The 20,223-nt window shown below is 69.0% G+C and carries 21 protein-coding genes; 18 read left to right on the top strand and 3 right to left on the bottom strand.

What is annotated here, in order from left to right; genetic code table 11:
- Nucleotides 1-261: transposase (locus H5411_RS32380; protein ID WP_183126014.1), on the bottom strand; the 261-nt coding region annotated here is incomplete at its 3' end.
- Nucleotides 262-566: 305 nt separating this feature from the next.
- Nucleotides 567-1,316: an IclR family transcriptional regulator domain-containing protein gene (locus tag H5411_RS32385; RefSeq protein ID WP_183126015.1), complete on the bottom strand. Its 750-nt coding sequence runs from the start codon at nt 1,314-1,316 to the stop codon at nt 567-569.
- Between the two features lie 97 nt (nt 1,317-1,413).
- Between H5411_RS32385 and H5411_RS32390 the strand changes: the two genes are divergently transcribed.
- The 9 genes from H5411_RS32390 to H5411_RS32430 all read left to right on the top strand — a co-directional run bounded on the left by H5411_RS32390 (nt 1,414) and on the right by H5411_RS32430 (nt 10,745).
- The gene (locus H5411_RS32390; protein WP_101438435.1) at nt 1,414-2,670 is read left to right on the top strand and encodes an aromatic ring-hydroxylating dioxygenase subunit alpha; all 1,257 of its coding nucleotides are present in this window, start codon (nt 1,414-1,416) and stop codon (nt 2,668-2,670) included.
- Nucleotides 2,670-3,134 (top strand): aromatic-ring-hydroxylating dioxygenase subunit beta, encoded by a 465-nt coding sequence (locus H5411_RS32395; RefSeq protein ID WP_101438436.1) that lies wholly within the window; start codon nt 2,670-2,672, stop codon nt 3,132-3,134. Before H5411_RS32390 ends, H5411_RS32395 begins: the two co-directional genes overlap by 1 nt.
- Nucleotides 3,131-4,102, top strand: a complete 972-nt coding sequence (locus H5411_RS32400) for a PdxA family dehydrogenase (protein WP_101438437.1) — start codon at nt 3,131-3,133, stop codon at nt 4,100-4,102. Before H5411_RS32395 ends, H5411_RS32400 begins: the two co-directional genes overlap by 4 nt.
- Nucleotides 4,099-5,106 carry a 2Fe-2S iron-sulfur cluster-binding protein gene (locus H5411_RS32405; RefSeq protein WP_101438438.1) on the top strand — a complete coding sequence of 336 codons (1,008 nt, stop codon included), beginning with the start codon at nt 4,099-4,101 and terminating at the stop codon, nt 5,104-5,106. Before H5411_RS32400 ends, H5411_RS32405 begins: the two co-directional genes overlap by 4 nt.
- A 44-nt stretch (nt 5,107-5,150) precedes the next feature.
- Entirely contained in the window at nt 5,151-6,497 is a 1,347-nt protein-coding gene (locus tag H5411_RS32410) for an MFS transporter (RefSeq protein WP_101438439.1), read from the top strand.
- A gap of 299 nt (nt 6,498-6,796) precedes the next feature.
- On the top strand, nt 6,797-7,906 hold the full coding sequence (locus H5411_RS32415; protein WP_101438440.1) for a coiled-coil domain-containing protein: 1,110 nt from the start codon (nt 6,797-6,799) through the stop codon (nt 7,904-7,906).
- Between the two features lie 334 nt (nt 7,907-8,240).
- Nucleotides 8,241-8,504, top strand: a complete 264-nt coding sequence (locus H5411_RS47930) for a multiubiquitin domain-containing protein (protein WP_158242514.1) — start codon at nt 8,241-8,243, stop codon at nt 8,502-8,504.
- A gap of 461 nt (nt 8,505-8,965) precedes the next feature.
- Entirely contained in the window at nt 8,966-9,754 is a 789-nt protein-coding gene (locus H5411_RS49080; RefSeq protein WP_101438442.1) for an IclR family transcriptional regulator, read from the top strand.
- A gap of 109 nt (nt 9,755-9,863) precedes the next feature.
- Nucleotides 9,864-10,745: a fumarylacetoacetate hydrolase family protein gene (locus tag H5411_RS32430; RefSeq protein ID WP_101438443.1), complete on the top strand. Its 882-nt coding sequence runs from the start codon at nt 9,864-9,866 to the stop codon at nt 10,743-10,745.
- Here H5411_RS32430 and H5411_RS32435 read toward each other — a convergent pair.
- A complete protein-coding gene (locus H5411_RS32435; RefSeq protein ID WP_101438444.1) occupies nt 10,732-11,910 on the bottom strand; it encodes a glycoside hydrolase family 88 protein in 1,179 nt (392 codons plus the stop codon). The genes H5411_RS32430 and H5411_RS32435 overlap by 14 nt on opposite strands.
- 265 nt (nt 11,911-12,175) lie before the next feature.
- Between H5411_RS32435 and H5411_RS32440 the strand changes: the two genes are divergently transcribed.
- The 9 genes from H5411_RS32440 to H5411_RS32480 all read left to right on the top strand — a co-directional run bounded on the left by H5411_RS32440 (nt 12,176) and on the right by H5411_RS32480 (nt 20,210).
- The gene (locus tag H5411_RS32440; protein ID WP_158242515.1) at nt 12,176-13,099 is read left to right on the top strand and encodes a dihydrodipicolinate synthase family protein; all 924 of its coding nucleotides are present in this window, start codon (nt 12,176-12,178) and stop codon (nt 13,097-13,099) included.
- The gene (locus H5411_RS32445; protein ID WP_101438446.1) at nt 13,096-14,103 is read left to right on the top strand and encodes a LacI family DNA-binding transcriptional regulator; all 1,008 of its coding nucleotides are present in this window, start codon (nt 13,096-13,098) and stop codon (nt 14,101-14,103) included. The genes H5411_RS32440 and H5411_RS32445 overlap by 4 nt, the downstream gene beginning before the upstream one ends.
- An 83-nt stretch (nt 14,104-14,186) precedes the next feature.
- Nucleotides 14,187-15,503, top strand: coding sequence for an MFS transporter (locus H5411_RS32450; protein WP_101438447.1), 1,317 nt, complete (start codon nt 14,187-14,189; stop codon nt 15,501-15,503).
- Complete coding sequence (locus tag H5411_RS32455; RefSeq protein WP_101438448.1) at nt 15,496-15,960, top strand: MaoC family dehydratase; 465 nt, start codon at nt 15,496-15,498, stop codon at nt 15,958-15,960. The genes H5411_RS32450 and H5411_RS32455 overlap by 8 nt, the downstream gene beginning before the upstream one ends.
- A gap of 3 nt (nt 15,961-15,963) precedes the next feature.
- On the top strand, nt 15,964-17,154 hold the full coding sequence (locus H5411_RS32460) for an acyl-CoA dehydrogenase family protein (protein WP_101438449.1): 1,191 nt from the start codon (nt 15,964-15,966) through the stop codon (nt 17,152-17,154).
- Nucleotides 17,151-17,900, top strand: a complete 750-nt coding sequence (locus H5411_RS32465) for an enoyl-CoA hydratase/isomerase family protein (RefSeq protein ID WP_101438450.1) — start codon at nt 17,151-17,153, stop codon at nt 17,898-17,900. Before H5411_RS32460 ends, H5411_RS32465 begins: the two co-directional genes overlap by 4 nt.
- Nucleotides 17,897-19,087, top strand: a complete 1,191-nt coding sequence (locus tag H5411_RS32470) for a CaiB/BaiF CoA transferase family protein (RefSeq protein ID WP_220817791.1) — start codon at nt 17,897-17,899, stop codon at nt 19,085-19,087. The genes H5411_RS32465 and H5411_RS32470 overlap by 4 nt, the downstream gene beginning before the upstream one ends.
- Entirely contained in the window at nt 19,080-19,844 is a 765-nt protein-coding gene (locus H5411_RS32475; protein ID WP_158242516.1) for an SDR family NAD(P)-dependent oxidoreductase, read from the top strand. Before H5411_RS32470 ends, H5411_RS32475 begins: the two co-directional genes overlap by 8 nt.
- Nucleotides 19,845-19,982: 138 nt before the next feature.
- A complete protein-coding gene (locus H5411_RS32480) occupies nt 19,983-20,210 on the top strand; it encodes a hypothetical protein (protein WP_183126016.1) in 228 nt (75 codons plus the stop codon).
- Nucleotides 20,211-20,223 lie beyond the last annotated feature (13 nt).

A 20,223-nucleotide genomic window follows, 5' to 3' on the forward strand; every position in this document is an offset into this window, starting at 1 on the left:
CCGGCGGTTCTCCCGCCGCAACCGGGCCAGCTCCTCCCGCTCGTCGCTGGTCAGCCCGTCGGTGCGGGTTCCCGCATCCAACTCGGCCTGGGCGACCCACTGCCGCACAGCTGTCTCGGTCAGGTCGAAATCCTTCGCGACCTGACCCACCGAACGGTCGCCGCGCTGGCACAGCTCGACGATCTCGGCCTTGAACTCCCGCGTGAACGAACGACGAGGTCGAGGCTTCTTCTTGCCCATGGTCTCCATGATGAGGGACATCCTTCCCGGAGGCTCGCGCCCCCTGATCTCCGATGTCCGTCAAAACGGGTCACGCCCACCTTGCGCGAGAATCCGGCTCCGATGTGTCGAGAGGCGGGCAGGGCCCGTCGTGCCAGTCGGCCGTCGTGGCGTGCACAGGGCAGGACCTGGACGAGCTGCAGCGACGCGTTTGCAGCGACCGTCCGGAAACCCGCCGGTTGGCCGTTGTGTCGCAGGCCGGCTGCCGCGGAATCCGCCGGCCAGGCTGTCCCGTCACTGCAGCACAGGACGTGACTCGGTTTGGTGGCGGTGCACCCGAAGCGACCTCAGAGCTGGCGGCCGAGCAGGCTCGCGTGCTGCTTCATGATCGGCCCGAACCGGGTTCGCAGCTCTTCGGCTGACGCTCGGGCGGCGGAGGTGCTCACCGACATCGCGGCGACCACGTGGCCGGCCGGGTCGGTGACTGGCACCGCGATGGAGAGCAGTCCCAGCTCGAGCTCCTCGTCGCTGATGGCCAAGCCTTCGGTGCGTGCGTGCTCGACGCGTCGTTTGATGTCCTCCGCGGTCACCGGCGTTTTCGGTGTGCGCGCGGGGAAGTCGCCTGAGTCGAGGTAATCGCTCAGCTCGTCGTCGGAGAGGCCCGCGAGCAGGACGCGCCCGGTAGCTGAGGCGTAGAGCGGCACCCGGGCCCCGACGCGTACGCCCGCGTTGACGATGCGCGTGCCCTCGCTTCGCGCGACAAAGAGCGATTCGCCCGCCGAGAGGACCGCGAGGGAGGCCGACTCGTCCACGGCGTCGCGCACGGCGGCGAGGTGCGGCCGCGCGAGCTGTGGCAGCTGGACGGACTCGTCGTAGGTCGCGCCGAGGCGCAGGACCCGTGGCGTGGGGGAGAAGAACTTGCCGTCGAAGGTGACGTACCCGAGCTCTGTCAGGGTCGTCAGGCAGCGGCGGGCGGCGGCCCGGCTCAGGCCGGTGGCGCGGGCGGCGTCGCTGATCGTCAGCCGCGGCGACGACGCTCCGAACGCCTCCAGTACAGCGAGCCCCTTAGCCAGTCCTGCCATTACCTCTGCGGTCATGCGCACATCTTTCCTTGACATCCGGGACAGCGGCGATTCTACTACATGGTGTTCGGATGATAGACACGTGTTCGGTATGCGAACAAGAAGGAGTGCGATGACTGTCACGACACCGTCCCGGCGAAGCTGGCCCAGGTCGCTGACCGAGGTGCCTTACTGGGTGTTCCAAGACGAAGACGTCTATGAGGCTGAGCAGGAGAAGATCTTCCACGGCCCGTTCTGGAGCTACCTGTGCCTCGAGGCCGAGCTGGCCGAGCCGGGCGATTTCTGCGCCACCTTCATCGGTGAACAGCCGGTGCTCGTGACCCGCGACGTCGACGACCAGATCTACGCCTTCGAGAACCGTTGCGCCCACCGCGGCTCGCTGATCGCCATGGAGCACTACGGACACGCCAAGGACTTCACCTGCGTCTACCACGCCTGGACCTACAACCTCCAGGGCGACCTCACCGGGGTCGCGTTCGAGGAGGGCATCAACGGCAAGGGTGGCATGGGCAAGGACTTCTGCAAGGCCGCGCACAGCCCACGCAGGCTGCGCCTGGCGAACGTCCACGGCCTGATCTTCGGAAGCCTGGACAACGACGTCGCCGAGATCGAGGAGTACCTCGGGCAGGAGATCCTCGACCGGATCGAACGAGTCCTCGGTGGACGGAGCCCCGTTGTGCTCGGACGCTTCACCCAGACGTTGCCGAACAACTGGAAGCTCTACATGGAGAACGTCAAGGACTCCTACCACGCCAGCATCCTGCACCTGTTCTTCACCACGTTCGGGCTCAACAAGCTGAACCAGAAGGGCGGCATCATCGTCTCCGAGAACGGTGGCCACCACGTGAGCTGGTCGGCGATCAACCGCGACGCGGAGAGCGGCGAACACTACAAGAGCCAGAAGATCCGCTCCGACAGCGAATACCAGCTCGAAGACCCGTCCCTGGTCGACAGCTTCAGCGAGGTCGGCGACGACATCACCTTGCAGATCCTCTCGGTCTCACCGGGCTTCGTGCTGCAGCAGATCCAGAACGCCATCGCTGTCCGCCAGGTGCTGCCGACCGGAGTCGACTCGACCAGCCTGAACTGGACCTACCTCGGGTTCGCCGACGACACCGAGCAGCAGCGGCTCATCCGGATGAAACAGTCCAATCTGGTCGGTCCGGCCGGGTACGTCTCGATGGAAGACGGTGCCATCGGCGGATTCGTCCAGCGGGGCATCGCCGGTGCGGGCAGCGAGTTCGCCACCGTCCAGATGGGGGGTGACCAGGCGGTCTCCAGCGAGAGCCGGGTCACCGAGGCGTCGATCCGCGGCTTCTGGAAGGTCTACCGCGAGGCGATGGGCTTCACCGTCGAGGAGGGCGCGTGATGGACCCGTTCACCATGATCACCCGGGCGCAGGGCAGCTATGTCCGCGCGATCGACGACGGCCCGATCGAAGACTGGCCGGAACACTTCACCGACGACGCCTTCTACAAGGTGACCACCGCGGACAACCACCGCCGCGGTCTGCCGGCCGGGATCATCTGGGCCGACAACAAGGCGATGCTCAAGGACCGGATCTCCGCGCTCAAGGAAGCCAACATCTACGAGCCACACTCCTATCGCCACCTGCTCGGCCAGCCCGCGCTCCTCGACGAGCGCGCGGACGGGGCGACCAGCGAGACCTCGTTCCTGGTCGTGCGGATCACCGGCAACGGACCCACCGACGTCTTCGCCAGCGGGCGTTACCTCGACGAGTACGTCTTCTCCGACGGCAAGGCACTGCTCACGAAACGGGTCGTGGTCTGCGACAGCTCCCGCACCGACACCTTGCTGGTGCTCCCGCTGTGAGCCGTCTTCTCCTCAGCACCGGTGACCCGAACGGCATCGGGCCCGAAATCGCCGCGAAAGCGGTGGCGCGACTCGGCACCGCCGCACCGGTGATCGTGGGGGACCGGTGTGCCGTTGAGGGGCCCGCCGAGGCCTGCGGGCTGCGGGTGCGCGAAGCCGAGCCTGGAGCGATCGCCGAGGCCGGGGTGTGCGACGTGATCGACATCGGCGTGCTCTCGGCCGGTGAGCTGCGCGTCGGGCAAGTCCGAGCCGAGGCCGGCGCCGCGACCATCGCCTACGCCAGGGCCGCCGTTCGGCTCGCGAGTGGCGGCGGCTTTCGCGGCATCGTCGCGGGCCCGCACTCGGAAACCGCCGTGCGCGACGCCGGCATCTCCTTCGCCGGATACCCGCCGCTGATCGCCGAGCTCACCGGCGTCCCCGAGGAGCGTGTCTTTCTCATGCTGGTCGGCGGCGGCCTGCGCGTCGCCCACGTCACGCTGCACGTCTCGATGGCAGAGTCCTTGCGGCGGTTGAGTGTCGAGCTGGTCACCGACGCCGGCCTCGCATTGCACCGCGCACTCGAATCGATGGGCATCTCAGCTCCCCGGCTCGGCATGTTCGGGATCAACTGCCATGCGAGCGAAGGCGGCCTGTTCGGCGAGGACGATCGCCGGATCACGACCCCGGCCGCCGGACGGTTGCGAGCCGCGGGCGTCGACATCTCCGACCCGGTCGGTGCGGACGTCCTGCTCGGCGCTCCGGATCGCGACGGCTACCTGGCGATGTACCACGACCAGGGCCACATCCCGGTCAAGCTGCTGGCCGGCCGTGGCGCGGTCGCGATCACCATCGGCGCCGGTGTCCCGTTTTCCAGCGTCGGCCACGGCCCGGCCTTCGACATCGCCGGCCAGGGCACCGCCGATCCGAGCGCCTTGCTGTCCGCACTGAGTTTGTTCGAGAACACACCGCAGGAGGCCGCGACGCGATGAACACCATCACCGTCACTGACACCGACATCGCATTCCCGTGCGAGCCAGGACAGACCGTGCTCGACGCCGCGGAGGCGGCCGGTTGGGCGATCCCGTACTCCTGCCGCAAAGGCGTGTGCGACACCTGCCTCGGTGGCATCACCGCCGGTCCGATCACCGTCCCCGGCACGGGCACGGTTCGTGGCCCCGTCGATGGCATCCGGCTGTGCCGGGCCAGCCCGGCCGGCGATGTCGAAATCAGCCCACGCCGCATCACGGCGAGCACGCCACCGATGCGGAAGCGCTTGACGACCACCGTTCACCGCAGGCGTCAGGTCGCTCCCGGTGTGACAATCCTCGACCTGCGCTACCCGATCGGGCGGCGAACCCCGTTCCGCGCCGGACAGTTCCTCAACATCATCCTCGACGACGGCGACACCCGGTCGTACTCGCTGGCCAACGTCCCGCACCACAACGACATGGCTCAACTGCATGTCCGCCACGAGCCGGGTGGTGTGTTCTCAGCGAAGATCCTGAGCCAGCTGGAATTCCACGACACCGTGGAGATCGAGGCGCCGTTCGGCGAGTTCGTCGTCGAGGACTCCGCCGAACCGATCCTGCTGCTGGCGACCGGAACCGGCTTCGCCCCCATGCGCTCCGTCATCCTCGACCGCATCGCCCGGCGGCTGACGACCCCGGTCCATTTGTACTGGGGCGGCCGGACCCCCCACGACCTCTACCTCGCCGACACGGTGGCGGAGTGGACCCGGCGTCATCCCTGGCTGCGCTTCACCCCCGTGCTCTCCCGCGCCGACGCCGGCTGGACCGGTGCCGCCGGCTGGGTGCAGGACGCGGTCCTGGCCGACTACGCCGAGCTGGGACAGCACCACGTCTACGCCTGCGGCAGCGAAAGCATGACTGTCACGGCTCTGGACACGTTGACGCGGGAACGCGGTCTCGATCCCGGACGATTCCACGCCGACGCTTTCGTCCCTGCCACCGGCGCCCGCGTGGCCGGCCGGTAAGCCACCGAGCTCGTCTCCCACTCCCACCCGCCGTGGAGGTTTCCATGTCAGCAAGTACCACCGGCCGGTCGCAGACGTTGCGGCTGCCCGGGTTCATCGACGAACGACGGTCAAGCTGGTTCCAGCGAGGCATCGTGCTGCTTTGCGGCTTGGTGATGTTCCTGGACGGATTCGATACCCAGGCGATCAACTACATGGCGCCGGCGATCACCAAGGAATGGGCGCTCAGCAAGGCCGACATGGGGCCGATCTTTTCCGCCGCACTGGTCGGCCTGATGGTCGGCTACCTGGTGATCGCGCCGCTCTCGGACAAGTTCGGGCACAAACGGCTCGTCGTCGCCGGAACACTGCTGTTCGCGCTCAGCACGCTCGCCTCGGTCTGGGTGCAGAACCCCGAGCAACTCCTGACACTGCGGTTCGTCACCGGCATCGGGCTGGGCGCGACCACCCCGAGCACGATCGCGCTCACCGCCGAGTACAGTCCCAAACGATTGCGGGCCAGTTTCGTGCTCGCGATCTACGTCGGTTTCTCGATCGGCTTCGTCGTGGCCAACTATGCGGCAGACTGGCTGATCCCCGGCTACGGCTGGCGTTCGGTTTTCGCGGTCGGCGCGGCGCTTCCGCTGCTTTTGGTGGTCGCGTTGGTGGCGTGGTTACCCGAGTCGCTGTCCTTCCTGATTCGCCGCGGCCGGCAGGCGGCGGCGTACCAGGTGTTCCGCAGGATCGATCATTCGCTGCCAGTGCTCAGCGACCCACAGATCGAGGCCGGGAACTTCACCGAGGGGAAACGGGTGAAGCTGCGTCAGCTCGTTTCGCGCGGGCAGCTGGTCGGCACCGTGCTGTTGTGGATCGTTTTCGCGCTGAACCTGGCGATGTTCTACGGCTTGCAAAGCTGGGTACCGACCATCCTCGCCGAGCACGGCTACTCCAGCGGAACGTTGGCGACCGCTTCATCGATGACCACGATCGGCGGCATCGCGGTGGCGTTCGCGGTCGGGCCCGCCATGGACCGGCTCGGCGCTTTCGGCAGTTTGGCGACGCTCTACTTCGCGGGCTGCGGCTTCCTGGCGCTGATGACTGTCGCACTGGGCGCGCCGGTGTGGGTGCTGCTGATCGCCATCTTCCTGATCGGGTGCGGCGTCAGCGGCGGGCAGAAGAGCGTGATCGCGCTGGCCACGGTCTTCTATCCGGTCGAGGTGCGTTCCACCGGCGTCGGCTGGGCGCTGGGCATCGGCCGGGTCGGCGGCATCCTCGGGCCGCTGATCATCGGCGCGGCACTCGGCGGTGGCTGGAGCGCCCAGCAGGTGTTCCTCGCGCTCGTGGTGCCCTCGGCGGTCTGCGGGGCGTTGGTGCTCTACCTCGGTCGGAGCAACAAAGCCGCCGCCCGCTGACCGGTCTCGACCGATGATCGCGCGGTTCACCGGACGTGCTGTGTACGCGCATCAGCTCGCACGCAAGGCGAGGAGCCGCGGAGGGTGGTCGCTGGTAGGTTCGTTGCGAGCCGCAGTGTTCCCGGAGGTGCGCTCTACGTCCCGTTCGTGGTCGGCACCGTGGCGGTCGCGTTGGGAATCGTCAGCCTGGCGACCGCTCACCGCCTGCTGCGTGACGCTCATCCCTGCTGGGCCGGCCTTACGGTCCAGCAGGGTGCGGCCAGCTCGGCCTCGACCTGCCCGGGTATCCCGATTTGCAGGTGACGCGAACTCTGAAACGAACCGGAGGCGCCACTTTCGCCGCGACTGTCGGCGGCGCCGCGATCGACGAGCCTCAGTACGAAGCGATTCTGCGTGAAGCTTGGTCGGCGCGGCCGAGCCTGCTGGATGCCCTCATCTTCGGCACCAGAACGGCGGGGAAAGACAGCGGGTTTCCCATCCGCGACCACCTCGCGGACGTCTTCGGTGTTCAGCCGCTTCTCGATGCCGCTTCACAGCTCAAAGAACGACGCGGCGCTTTGACTGCGAAGATCAAGTCGATCCGCGACGATCTCGTAGCGACCGACGAGGCCGTCGCCGAAGCCGACCGAGAGGTGGCCGCCCTCGAGCGCGGAGTCGAGGCTGCAGCTGCGGAACGAAACGTCATTGAAGCCCGGATTGGTGATCTCGAAGCCACTGCGGCGTGCGCCGCAGCGTGGGAGCGATATCGTCGCGACGCACAGGCCTACGGCGATCGGGTGCGCGAGCCGGTTGCGCAGATGACCGACGTGCTGGATGTCGGCACGCACGATCCGGCGCGCGCATTGGCCGACGGTGAGCGTGAAGCTGCCGCAGCTCTGCAGGAGAGTCCGGATGCCCGGCCGGCTGCCGAAGTCGCGTCGGCCGCAGCCGCGAACGCCTCCGATCTCCTCGGTGCCGCGACCACCGAGTGCCCAACCTGCCTGCGGCCACTCAGCGCGGCCGAGCGCGACGCCGCACTCGCCTCGCACGGCGACCTCGGCGTTCACGCACGCACCGAAGTCGAACGCCGGCAACGGGAAACCGCATCCGTCCGACAGCGGCTCGAAACGATCGCGGACTTCGGGCGAACCCTGAACGGCCTGCACACTCCGATCGAACCCGACAACGAGGACCCGGGCCCGGACGCAACCGTCGAGCTGGCCGAGGCACGCCGGCTGGCGTCCGAGCTCGCCGAGAAACACGGCGCACTCGGCGCTCGGCTGCCGGAAGCAAAGCGGAAGGCTGCGAACCTCCGCCGGGCCGGAAATGAGCAGAACGACCTTCTGACAGCGGCGCGCGAGGAAGCCGTCGCCGAGGTCACGGCCTCGGTGACCTCAGCGGAGGCGAACGCGCGACTGCCCTATTGGTGACCAGATTGCTCCTGACGAGGACGTTGGCGCGCGCATCGACGATCTGGTTCGACGAACCCCTCGAGCACCTCGACCCCCGCCGCCGTGCCACCATCGCACGAACGCTCCTGCTCGCCGCCGAAGCGGGTGCTGTCGACCAGGTGGTGGTCACGACCTACGAGGAAGGGCTTGCCCGCCGGTTGGCTGCGATCGCGCCGCGCACCGTCGAGCTCACGTACGCGCGAATGAGCAAAGAGTTGCAAGATCTTCCCGAAGAGGGGGTGTGGAACCGACGGGGCCGACGACCTCTTAGTGAAAGCCCGCAAACGGCGGGCCGATCAGAGGAGGCGACGACGTGTCAGCCACCCACACCGGTGCCGACATCGACGACACCCCGGGACGTCACCCTGGGGAACAGCGGACCGGGTTCGTGTTCGACGTCGACGGTACGACCTGCGAGCACAAGCATCCCACCATCACCGGCGCGGAGATCATGGTCCTCGCCGGAATCAGCTCGAGCGACGGACTGATCCAGATCCTGCCGGACGGGACCCGCAAGACCGTCGCACCCGATGAGACGGTTCACCTGGTGCCCGGAGCGCAGTTCAAGCGGGGCTGATGATGACGGAGCCGAATCGGCTCGCGGTGCGCCTGGCGCAGGAGGAAACCCTGCTGCGCCGGGCATACCCCGGAGCCCGCATCGATCGGCACCCAGGTCGGCCCCCGGCAAGTCGCCGGCCCGCGCGAAGGCTGTATCGATTGCGGCGGAATTCGCCGGCGGGCCGGCCGCCGGTCTTATTCGGCGGCCTGACTGGTCAGCGGCTGAGGGGCCTTGGACAACGCCGGCCGGAGAACGGCGCAGTGCCCGGTGGGGGAGTGATGCCCAGCACGCAGCCCTCAGTCAGGTGGACTTGATGATGCAGGCCGGCCTGGAAGGGAACTCGTCGACCGGGTGGTCCTGTCGGGCCCGCTCGGCTTGGGCCTTGAGCACGCCGATCTCCGCTGTTGTCCACGGACTGAACCGCGGCGGCTGCGTCCAGCTATACTGAATGCCATTCAGCAGCACAGGAAGGACCGGACGTGGCGGAATCACCGGTGCGCAGCGTGGACAAGGCGCTCGCCGTACTGCAGCTGCTCGGCGAGAAGGGACCGGACGGTCTGTCCCTTGTGGACATCGCGCAGGCACTCGGCAGTCCCAAGAGCGGGGCCCACCTCACCCTGTCCGCGTTGCGGCACCGCGGTTTCGTCACGCAGGACCGGGAAAGCGGCCGGTACCGGCTCGGCGGCGAGACGTTGCGGGTCGCCGCGTCCTACGAGGAAAAGCTGAGCTTCCGCACCAGCCTGCTGCCCTTGATCAGACGGTTGTCCGAGGAGATCCGGCAGGTGTGCCACGTCGGCATCCTGGACGGCGCGGACATCATCTACCTGGAGAAGGTCGATGCCGACCGGTCGGTGACGGTGGGCTCGAAGATCGGCGGCCGCAACCCGGCGGCGAGCACCGCGCTCGGTCGCGCGGTGCTCGCCTGCCACGAATGGAACAGCGGGGCGTTGCGAGCCCAGCTGGGGGGCACGAAGGCAGGTCCGCTGCCCGGACTCAGCTGGACCCACCTGCAGGACGCGCTGGAGCAGGCGCGGGCTCGCGGCTACGCGCTCGACCTCGAGGAGAACGAGCCAGGGATCGCCTGTGTCGCGGTTCCGGTGCTGCTCAACGGAGTTCCGTGCTGCGCGATCTCGATCTCCACTCTCGCCGGGGAAACCGGTCCCGCCACTCTCGCGGGCTACGTGGAGCGGCTGCATGCTCTCGCGGCGCAGTACCTCGTGCCTCCGCTCCAGCTCCCGCCCCGCCCGGTGGGCGCCCGGCCCCGCTGACCCGCCCCCTGCGTTGACGGGTTGCTCGTGGGCCCGTAGTGTCTGACTGATACTGAACGGCGTTCAGTATCGCTGAACTCCGAAGATGCTGAAGCATAAGGGGAAAAGCGTGACCCATCTTGTTCGATTCGCCGAGCCCGGCCATCCGGCGGACATCCGCGTCGGGGTGCTGGACGATGAAGGTGAGCGCCTGCGCGCCCTTCCCGTAGGCAGCATGAGCGAGCTGCTCGGCCGGCCGCTGACGGAAATCCGGGAGCTGGTCGCCGCGGCCGCCGGCGCACCGGCCGTGCCCGCGTCCGGTGCGCAGTTGCTGCCGCCCCTCGACGGGCGAATGGAGGTGTGGGCGGCCGGCGTGACCTACCGCCGGTCGGAGGAGGCCCGCCGCGAGGAAAGCGCGGACGAGGACATCTATGCCCGCGTCTACCACGCCCAGCGGCCCGAGCTGTTCTTCAAGTCTGCGGCCTGGCGGGTGGTCACCGAAGGCCAGCCGATCGTCATCCGGGCCGACTCGCCCAACAACGTGCCGGAGCCCGAACTCGGCCTGCTGCTGACGAGCCGCGGCGAAATCGCGGGCTACCTGGTGGTCGACGACGTCAGCTCGCGCAGCATCGAGGGCGAGAACCCGCTGTACCTGCCGCAGGCGAAGATCTACCAGGGCTCCTGCGCGGTGTCGGCCGGAGTGCGGCCGGTCTGGGAGATCGACGACCCGCTGAAGCTGGACCTGAGCATGCGGATCCTGCGCGACGGGCGGGAGGTGTTCAGCGGGCGCGCCAACACCGGTGAGATGAACCGCAAGCCGGCTGAGCTGGTCGAGTACCTCTTGCAGGACAACACCTACCCGGACGGCGTGGTGCTCTCCACCGGCACCTCGATCGTGCCCGAGCTCGATCTCGGCCTGGCCGAAGGGGACGTGGTCGAGATCGAGATCGGCGAGGTGGGCACCCTGCGCACCCCGGTGGTACGAGGTGCGGGCAAGCTCAATCGGGATTGATCGCCCGCTCCGGGACGAGGTCGGCCACACCGCGCACCAGCGCCAGCGCGGCGAGGTAGTAGTAGTCGCCGTACGGCAGGGGTCCGTCCATCCCGAGCCGGTGGGGCGCCGAATAGCAGGCGTGGGCGAGCACGCCGACCTCGTCCTGGAAAAGCGCGTCGCGCCGCAGCGCGCGCAACATGCGGGTCAGCCGGTCTTCCGCACCCACCAGACGAGCCAGGTCCGCGTCCCGCCGCAAGGTGAGAGCGAGGCCGTAGCAGACGATCGCGGCGGCCGACGAGTCCTGGATGCCGGTGTCCACCACCAGGTCGTACGGGGTCAGCGAGTCGATGTCGTGGCTTCCGCAGTAGAAGTCGAGCAGCCGCGCCGCGATCCGGCCGTACTCCGCCGAACCGGTTTCGCAGGCCATGGTGAGGTAGCCGGCGATTCCCCACGCCTGACCGCGGGCCCAGCAGGAGTCGTCGGCCGCGCCCTGGAACGTGCCCTGCCAGAACGCTTCGCCGTCGTCGCCGATCCGCGCCAGGTGGTAGGTGGAGCCGTCCGGGCGCAGCAGGCTCCGGGCGGTCCGATCGGCGTGCGCGCGGGCGATTTCGGCCCATCCCGGTGCCCCGGTGTGGTGGTGCGCCCACCACAGCAGCGGCAGGTTCATCATCGTGTCGATCGTGCTGGTGGGCCGGGACCGGTCCTCGCCGACCGCGCCGAACGCCTGCAGGTGGCCCGAACCGGGTACCCGTCGCTTCGCCAGGACCTCGGCGGCGCGCAACGCCGAGGACGCCGCGGCCGGATCGCCGAACAGCCGGGCGACCAGTGCCGCGCTCGGCCAGAAGATGAACCCGATGTCGTGCGTGCCGTGATCGTCCACCCGGCAGTCCAGCTTGGCCGACAGCGTCCGGGCTCGCTCGACGAGGCCGTCGTCGGCGCAGCCGAGCTGAGCGAGGTGCAGCATCGCCCCCGCCCAGAACCCGGTGGTCCAGTTGCCGTGGTCGTAGTCCGTGCCGACCCACCGGCTGGCCTCGTCGATGGGGCGGTAGACCCAACGGCCGTGCTCGGCGTAGTGCGCGGCCCGGTCGGCGCCACCACCGAGCACCGCGCCGGTCACCCGCCTGCCCATTTCCTCGATTTCTTCCCGGGTCGGCAGGAATTCGCCGGTGAATTGACTGTCCATGACTCTCCTGTGGCTGAAGCGAGGTCGACGAAGCGACGGATGTCGCTTTTCGGGAAAGGGCGGCCGCGATCAGGACGGTTCAGCAATGCTGAACGGTATTCGGCCGTGATGATCAAAGGTTAGGCACCCCCCTGCGTCCGAGTCAACCCGCTCGGCGGTCGCCGGGCAGGCGTCGAGTGAAGGTCGAACTGCCTCTTGACAACTTCAGTGTTCGTCAAGGTATGGTCCACGCAATCCATTGCGCAACCGATTGCGGAGAGAGTCAGTGGACCTCAACGGAGTAATTCCGGCCAACATCCTCCCCCTCGACGACGACCTCTCGATCGACGTCGAGGCCTACCGCAGGCACGTACGGCACCTGGCCGGCGTCGCCGGCGTCGTGGCCATCACCTGCAACGGACACGCCGCCGAAGTGAGCAGTCTGGACCGGGCGGAACGGCGGAAAGCCGTCGCGCTCGCCGCGGAGACAATCAACGGAAAAGTGCCGCTGATTTCCGGCGTCTACGCGGACAACCACATCCAGGCGGTCGAGTACGCCCGGGACGCGAAAGACGAGGGCGCGGACGCGCTGCTCGTCTTTCCGCTGCCGGCACTGGCGCTGGGTGGCAGCCAGGAGATGGCCTATCGGCACGTGGCCGAGCTCGCCGGCGCGACCGGCCTGCCGCTCGTGCTGTTCTCCTACCCCGAGTTCACGGGGATGCACTACGGCTTGGACACCCTGGCGCGCATCTGCTCGCTCGAGCAGGTCGTCGCGGTGAAGGAGTGGAGCCTCGACCTGCGCAAGCACGAGGAGACCCGCCGCGTGCTGCGCGAGCTGGACCGGCCGGTCTCGCTGCTCACCAGCTTCAGCACGAACCTGCTACCGGCACTGGTCTCGGGCGCGGACGGTATCCTGTCCGGGCACGGTAGCGTGATCGCCGACCTGCAGGTCCGCCTGCTGGCCGCGGTCCGGGCGCACGACCTCGCCGAGGCCGAGCGGCAGTACGCCCGCATCCAGGCGCTCACCAGGGTGATCTACCGGGCGCCGATGGCGAACATGTACGCCAGGATGAAGGAGCACCTGATCATGCTCGGGCACGAGCTCACCCCCGCGGTGCGTCCGCCGCTGGAACGGGTGAGCGAGGCCGAGCGCGGGCAACTGAGGCAGGCGCTCGCCGAGGCCGGGCTGCTTCCGACAGGCGCACGATGACCGGAGCCGCTCGACCGGGCACCGCAAAGGCGGTCGCCGAACTGGCCGGGGTCTCGGTGACCACCGTCTCCCGGGTGCTCAGCGGCCAGGCCTCGGCGATCCCGCAGGAGACGCAGGACCGGGTGTTCGCCGCCGCGCGCCAGCTCCGCTACCGGCCGAACTCCCTGGCGCGCGCCCTGCGCAAGGGGACGACGCAAAGCATCGGCCTGATCGTGCCGGACATCTCCGACGCCTACTTCCACCAGGTGGCCCGCGGGGTCGAGGACGTCGCGCAGGCCGCGGGCTGCGTGGTCATCCTGACCAACACCGATCGCGTGCCCGCCCGCGAGGAAGCCTGCGTGAACCTGCTGCTGGACAAGCGGGTCGACGGCATCGTGTTCGCCGGCGGCGGGATCGACGACGACACCCACCTCGACGGCTTCGACTGGAGCTCGACCAGGGTGGTCACGATCGGGCCGCACCAGCTGCCCTTCCCGTCGATCACCGTGGACGACTCCGCCGCCATCTCCGACGCCGTGCACCACCTGGCGGAGATCTCGTGCCGCCGCATCCTGTGCCTCGCCGGGCAGCCCAACTGGCTGGTCACCCAGCGGCGGCTCGCGGGCTACCGGCAGGCGGTCGCGGAACTGGGCCTCGACACCGACCCGGATCTCGTCGTCTACGGCGATTTCACCGAGTCGGCCGGCGAAGAGCTCACCGCCAAGGCGCTCGCCGCCGGCTCGTTCGACGGCGTCATCGCGTTCAACGACTACACCGCCATCGGCGCGATGCACGCGCTGGCGTCGGCCGGCGTCCGGGTGCCGGACGACGTCGCCGTCATCGGCTGCGACGACATCCCGGTGGCCCGGATGGTGCACCCGGCGCTGACCAGCGTCAGCTTCTCCCAGTACGAATTCGGCCGCAACGCCGCGGAGATGATCCTGGGCTCGGTCCCGCTCCCGGCCGGCCAGCGCATCACGTTCCCGCACGAACTCCTGCGGCGGCACAGCACAGCCCGCCGCTGACCGGTCCGTTCCGGACCGTTCCGTCACCTCCGACCCCCGATCCACACCGACACTGCCCTTCAGTGTGGAAGGAGCACGCCCTCATGTCCTTGCAGACAGCCATGTCCAATCGCCGGTACCGGGTGGCCATCGCCATCTCCTTCGCGTTCTTCGTCGCCTACTTCGACCGGACCAACGTGTCGGTCCTCATCGCGAACCAGGAGTTCACCGACAGCCTCGGCATCACCGGCAACAAATTCGCCCAGGGCCTGCTGATCACCGGGTTCCTGTTCCCCTACGGCCTGTGCAACTTCTTCACCGGACCGCTCGGCGACAAGATCGGCGGCCGGCGCGGGGTGATCTGGTCGATCATCGCCTGGACCGTCCTGATGTGCGCGATGGGCCTGGTCTCGAACTTCGTCGTGATGCTCGTCCTGCGCATCGTGCTCGGGCTCGGCGAGTCCATCATGACCCCGTCCTGCAACATGATCGTCGCCGAATGGTTCCCGGACCGGGAACGCGCCCGGGCGAACTCGGCTTGGCTCGGCGGCCTGTTCCTGGCGCCCGCCGTCTCCTTCCCGGTCATCGTGTGGATCGTCAACGTCTTCGGTTGGCGGGAAAGCTTCTTCGTGCTGGCGGCGGTCGGCGTGCTCGTCGCCTTGCCGATGATGTGGCGCTGGACCGCCAACCGCCCGGAGGAGATGGCCGGTGTGTCCCCGGCGGAACTGCGCCACATCCGGGACGGCCAGGCGAAACCGGCCGACCCCGAGCCGGTCAAAGCCAGCCTGCGCAGGCTGTTCGCGAACTACCGGTACTGGCTGTGTGTGTTCTCCTACATGGGATACGGTCTCGGCTTCTGGGGCATCAGCACGTTCGTGCCGTCCTACCTGGAGCACGAACGCCACCTGGGCTTCACCTCGTCCGGCACCTTCGCCGTGATCCCCTGGCTGACCGCCGCCGTGCTGAACCTGGTCGGCGGGATGATCGGCGACCGGATGCCCCGCGGCCGGGTGCTGCTGTGGTCCGGCGGCTACGTCCTCGGCGCGCTGCTGTCCTACCTCGGCGTGGCCACCGGGACGGTCGGCATGTCGGTGGTGTTCATCTCCGCGGCGGTCGGCTTCCTCGGCTTCACGCTGGCGCCGATGTGGTCGGTCATCCAGGAGCTCACCCCGCGCGGCACCACCGGTCTGGGCACCGGCATCGCCAACGGCGTCTCCTACATCGCCTCGGCCTTCGGCCCGGCACTGGTCGGCGCGCTGGTGGACAGCTCCGGCTCCTACAACCTCGGCTTCTTCCTGTTGGCCGGCTTCCTCGTGGTCACCGCACTGGCACTGGCGCCGTTGTGGCGCGGGCACGTCAGGCGCGGCGACCTGGCAGAAGTCCCTTCCACCGCAACGAAAACGGAGGCTCACCATGACTGACGGCAACACCGCCACCAAGCTGGTGCCCATCTCGCCCGAACTCGCCGAAGGTGCCTTCGCGATCGGCCGCACGACCACCTTCACGAAGACTGTCGGCGAGAGCGATATCTACCTTTTCGCCGGTGTGAGCGGAGATCTCGGCCCGAACCACGTGGACGAGGAGTACATGAGCAAGACCCGGTACGGGCGCCGGATCGCGCACGGCGTGCTCATCGTCTCCTACATGTCGACCTGTTCGTCGAAGCTGATCGAGGAAGCGGGCAACGAACCCGCCGTGTCCTACGGCTACGACCGGGTCCGGTTCGTCAAACCCGTTTTCATCGGCGACACCGTGACGGTGACCTACACCGTCGCCGAACGCGACGACGAACGCGGTGAGATCAGGTCCCAGGTGACCGCGAAGAACCAGCACGGCGACGTGGTCGCGGTCGCCACCCACATCCTGCGGAGGGTCTGAACCATGGCTTCCACCACCCCGTCCATCCCCCTCGGCGAGCTGAGCGAGGAACACGAGCTGCTGCGGCAGACCGTGCGCAAGTTCGCCGAATCCGAGGTCGCGCCGCGGGCGTTCGAGATCGACCGCGAGGACGAGTTCCCGCACGATCTGTACCGGCGGATGGGCGAACTGGGCTTCCTCGGGCTCAACGTGCCCGAGGAGCACGGCGGCAGCGGAGCCGACGAGCTGAGCATGTCGATCACCCTGGAGGAGCTCGCCAGGGTCTCCGGCACGGTCGCCAACGCCTGCCTGCTCGCGAAGCTGCAGTCGGAGCTGATCGTCAAACGCGGCACACCCGAGCAGATCCGCACCTACGTGCCCCGGATCGCCGCCGGCGAGCTGATCTGCCTGATCGCGGTCACCGAGCCCGGCGCCGGGTCCGACGTCGCAAGCGTCAAGACCAGCGCGAAGCGCACCGGCTCGGGATGGAAGCTCAACGGCACCAAGGCGTTCATGACCGCCGGCGCGGTGGGCGAGCTGGCCGTCGTGCTGGCCCGCACCGATCCGGCAGCGGGCAGCAAGGGACTCACCACGTTCCTCGTGCCCAAGAGCCCCGACGGCGACCCGGCCAAGGGCTTCCTGGCCGACCACAAGGAACAGCTGATGGGCATGCGCGGCCTGGCCACGGCCGGGATCACGCTGCAGGACACGCTCGTCTCCGACGAGCACGTGCTCGGGGAACCCGGCCGCGGACTGGGCAACGCGCTGGGCTCGTTCAACAACGGCCGCATCGTGATCGCTTCGCTGGCTCTCGGCCTCGCCGCGGGAGCGCACGACGCCTCTCTGCGGTATTCGCAGGAGCGTGAGGCGTTCTCGCAGCGCATCGGCGACTTCCAAGCGGTGCAGTTCATGCTCGCCGACGCCTGCGTCGAGATCGACGCGGCGCGGCTGCTCGTCCGCCGGGCGGCCCAGCTCAAGGACGCGGGCGCGCCGTTCGCACTGCAGGCGTCCCAAGCGAAACTGTTCGCCTCCGACGTCGCGGTCCGGGTCGCGACCAACGCCGTGCAGATCCACGGCGGTTACGGCTACACCAAGGACGCCGTGGTGGAGCGGATCTACCGGGACGCGAAGCTCACCCAGATCTACGAGGGCACCAACCAGATCCAGCGGGTGATCATCGCCCGGCACCTGCTGCCGAAGGCCGGCGGGAAGTGACCGTCCACTGCGGACTGGACAACGGCGTGGCCGAGCTGGTGGTGGACAACCCGCCGCTCAACCTGCTCACGCTCGCCGTCCGCGCCGAGCTCGCGGCGCACGCCCGCCGTCTGGCGGGGGACGAGTCCTGCCGGGTGGTCGTGGTGCGTGGGGCGGGGGACCGGGCCTTCTCGGCCGGTTCCGACATCCGGGAGTTCCCCTCGGACGAGGCGCGCGGCTTCGAACGCGCCGATCTCGAACACGGCTGGTTCGCCGCGCTCGCCGAGCTTCCGCAGCCGACCATCGCCGCCGTGCACGGCCACACTCTCGGTGGCGGCCTGGAACTCGCGTTGACGTGCGATATCCGGGTGGCCGACGAACAAGCACACCTGGGCTTCCCGGAGGCGGGGCTCGGGCTGGTGCCCTGTGGCGGTGGCACCGCCCGGCTGCCGCACCTCGTCGGCGCGGCCAGGGCGCAGCTGCTGTTGCTGTCCACGGAGCGGATCACCGCCGGTCAGGCGCTGGCGTACGGGCTCGTGGACAAGGTGGCTCCGGCGGGCCGGCTGCGCGAGACGGTGGCCGAGCTGGCGGCGTCGATCGCGGCCGCACCGGGCGCCACCACCCGTGCCATCAAGGCCGCGGTCCGGACGAGCGTGACCGAAGGCGTCGACGCGGGGCTGGCCGCCGAGCGGCGTCTCGGCGGCCCGCTTTTCGCGACCGAGCGCGCGCAGCAGGCCGTGCGCGGCTTCCTGAAGGAGAAATCATGAAACCCCTGCAGATCCTGCGTGACGTCAAGATCGTCGCGTTCACCCAGTTCCTCCTGGGCCCGGCGAGCGTGCAGTACCTCAGCGACCTCGGCGCGGACGTGATCAAGGTGGAGCAACCCGGGCGGGGCGCGTACGAGCGGTCGTGGTCCGGCGGCAACACCTACGTCGAGGGGGTAAGCGCTTTCTTCCTGTTGTCGCATCGGAACGTGCGAAGCGTGACGATCGACCTGAAGTCGCCGGAGGGGCAGCGAGCCGCGCTCCGGCTCGCGTCGAGCGCCGATGTCGTGGTGGACAACTTCCGGCCGGGCGTGCTGGACCGCCTCGGCGTCGGTTACGCAAAGCTGTCGGAGCTGCGCCCTGACCTGATCTACGCCTGCGGGTCCGGCTACGGCTCCGACAGCCCTCACCGCGACCTGCCCGGGCAGGACCTGCTCCTGCAGGCGATGACCGGGCTGGCCGCGGCGACCGGCCGTGCCGGTGACCCGCCGACCCCGGCGGGCGCGGCGGTCGTCGACCAGCACGCCGCGGCTCTGCTGGCGATGGGCATCCTCGCCGCGCTGCACCACCGGCAGCGCACCGGCGAGGGCCAGCGGGTGGAGGCGACGATGGTGCAGGCGGCGCTCGACCTGCAGCTGGAGCCCGTGGTGTACCACCTCAACGGCGGCCTCGTTGAGCGCCCGGCCGAGCCGCTCGGCTCCAGTTTCCACGAGGCGCCCTACGGGGTGTACGAGACGGCCGACGAGTTCATCGCGCTGTCGCTCAGCCCGGTCGCCAAGGTCAGCGCGGCACTCGGTGATCCGGCCGAACTGCGGGAGTTCCTGGACCCGGCGGTGAAGTTCAGCCGGCGCGAACAGATCCGGAGTGCGCTCGGCCCGTTGTTGCGCAACCGCTCCGCGAAGGAGCTGCTCGCGTTGTTCCGCGAGCACGGGATCTGGTGCGCACCCGTCAACGACTACGACGCCGTCTTCGCCGACCCGGTGGTGACGCACCTGGATCCGGTGCTGGAGTTCGAGCATCCCCGGGCGGGCAAGGTGAAGATGCTCAAGCATCCCGTGCGGTTCAGCTCGGGCGAACCGGAACTGCGCACCCCGCCGCCCGAACTGGGCGAGCACACCGACGCGGTGCTGAGCGAGCTCGGCTATTCGGCCGAGGAGATCACCGAGCTCCGGGAGGCCGGCGTTGTCTGAGAGCCTGTTTTCCTTGCAGGGCAGCGTCGCCGTCGTGACCGGTGGAGCGCGCGGAATCGGGAAGGCGGCGGCGCGGGCGCTCGCCCAGCACGGGGCCGGGCTGCTACTGGTCGACCGGCTCGAGGCGGAGCTGGCCTCGACGGCGGCCGAGCTGGCCGAGGCGGGCGCCGCGGTGGACACCCTGCTCGCCGACGTCACGGCGGACGACATCGGCGAACGAGTCCGCGCCGCGGCGACCGCCGCCGGGCCGGTCACGGTGGTGGTCAACGCCGCCGGGGTGATGGTGCGGTCCGCGATCACCGAGCTCACCGTGACCGAGCTGGACACCCTGTGGCGGGTGAACGTGCGGGGGACCGTGGAGGTCACCCAGGCCCTGCTTCCCCAGCTGATCGAGCGCGGCTACGGCAAGATCATCAACGTCGGCTCGCTGGGTTCGGTCCGCGGCCTGGAACGGCGGACGGGGTACGCGACCACCAAGGGCGCGGTCGCGCAGTACACGATCAGCCTCGCCAGCGAGGCCGGTGCGTACGGGATCAGGGCGAACGTGGTGGCGCCCGGCTACGTCGCCACGGACATGGCCTCTCCGTGGATCTACGGCGACGCCGACCGCACCGAACGGCTCCGGGCCCGGATCCCGCTCGGGCAGTTCGCCACGCCCGCGGACCTGGCCGGCACGTTCGTGTTCCTCGCCGCCCCGGCGTCGGACTACGTCACCGGCCAGATCCTGCTCGTCGACGGTGGCTGGACCACCACCTGAGCCGGAGCCGGGCTTCGGTGAAGCGCCGGCCGCGGTCGGCCACGCGGCGCTCGCTCCGACCCCGTCGCTTCGACCTTTCCCGGGCACTCGACCGACGCCATGCCGGTCGCCGCCCCGGCCTGATTCAGGAGCACCACCATGGCTTTCGTGATCACCGATGCGTGCCTCGACGTCCTCGACCCCTCGTGCACCGGGGAATGCCCGGTCGGCTGCATCTACGAGGGCCTCGGTCGCCGACCGGACCCTGACCGGCACCGAGGTGGCACTCCCCGGCCGCGAGTCCCCGCTCGGCGCGCCGGCGGGGCTTCCCACCTCGGTGCCGTGGGCGCCGATACCGCCGCCGTCGCCGCATTCCCGCGCCGCTGACCCCCGAAGGAGC

The organism is Amycolatopsis echigonensis (assembly GCF_014174495.1).
Lineage (GTDB): Bacteria > Actinomycetota > Actinomycetes > Mycobacteriales > Pseudonocardiaceae > Amycolatopsis > Amycolatopsis echigonensis.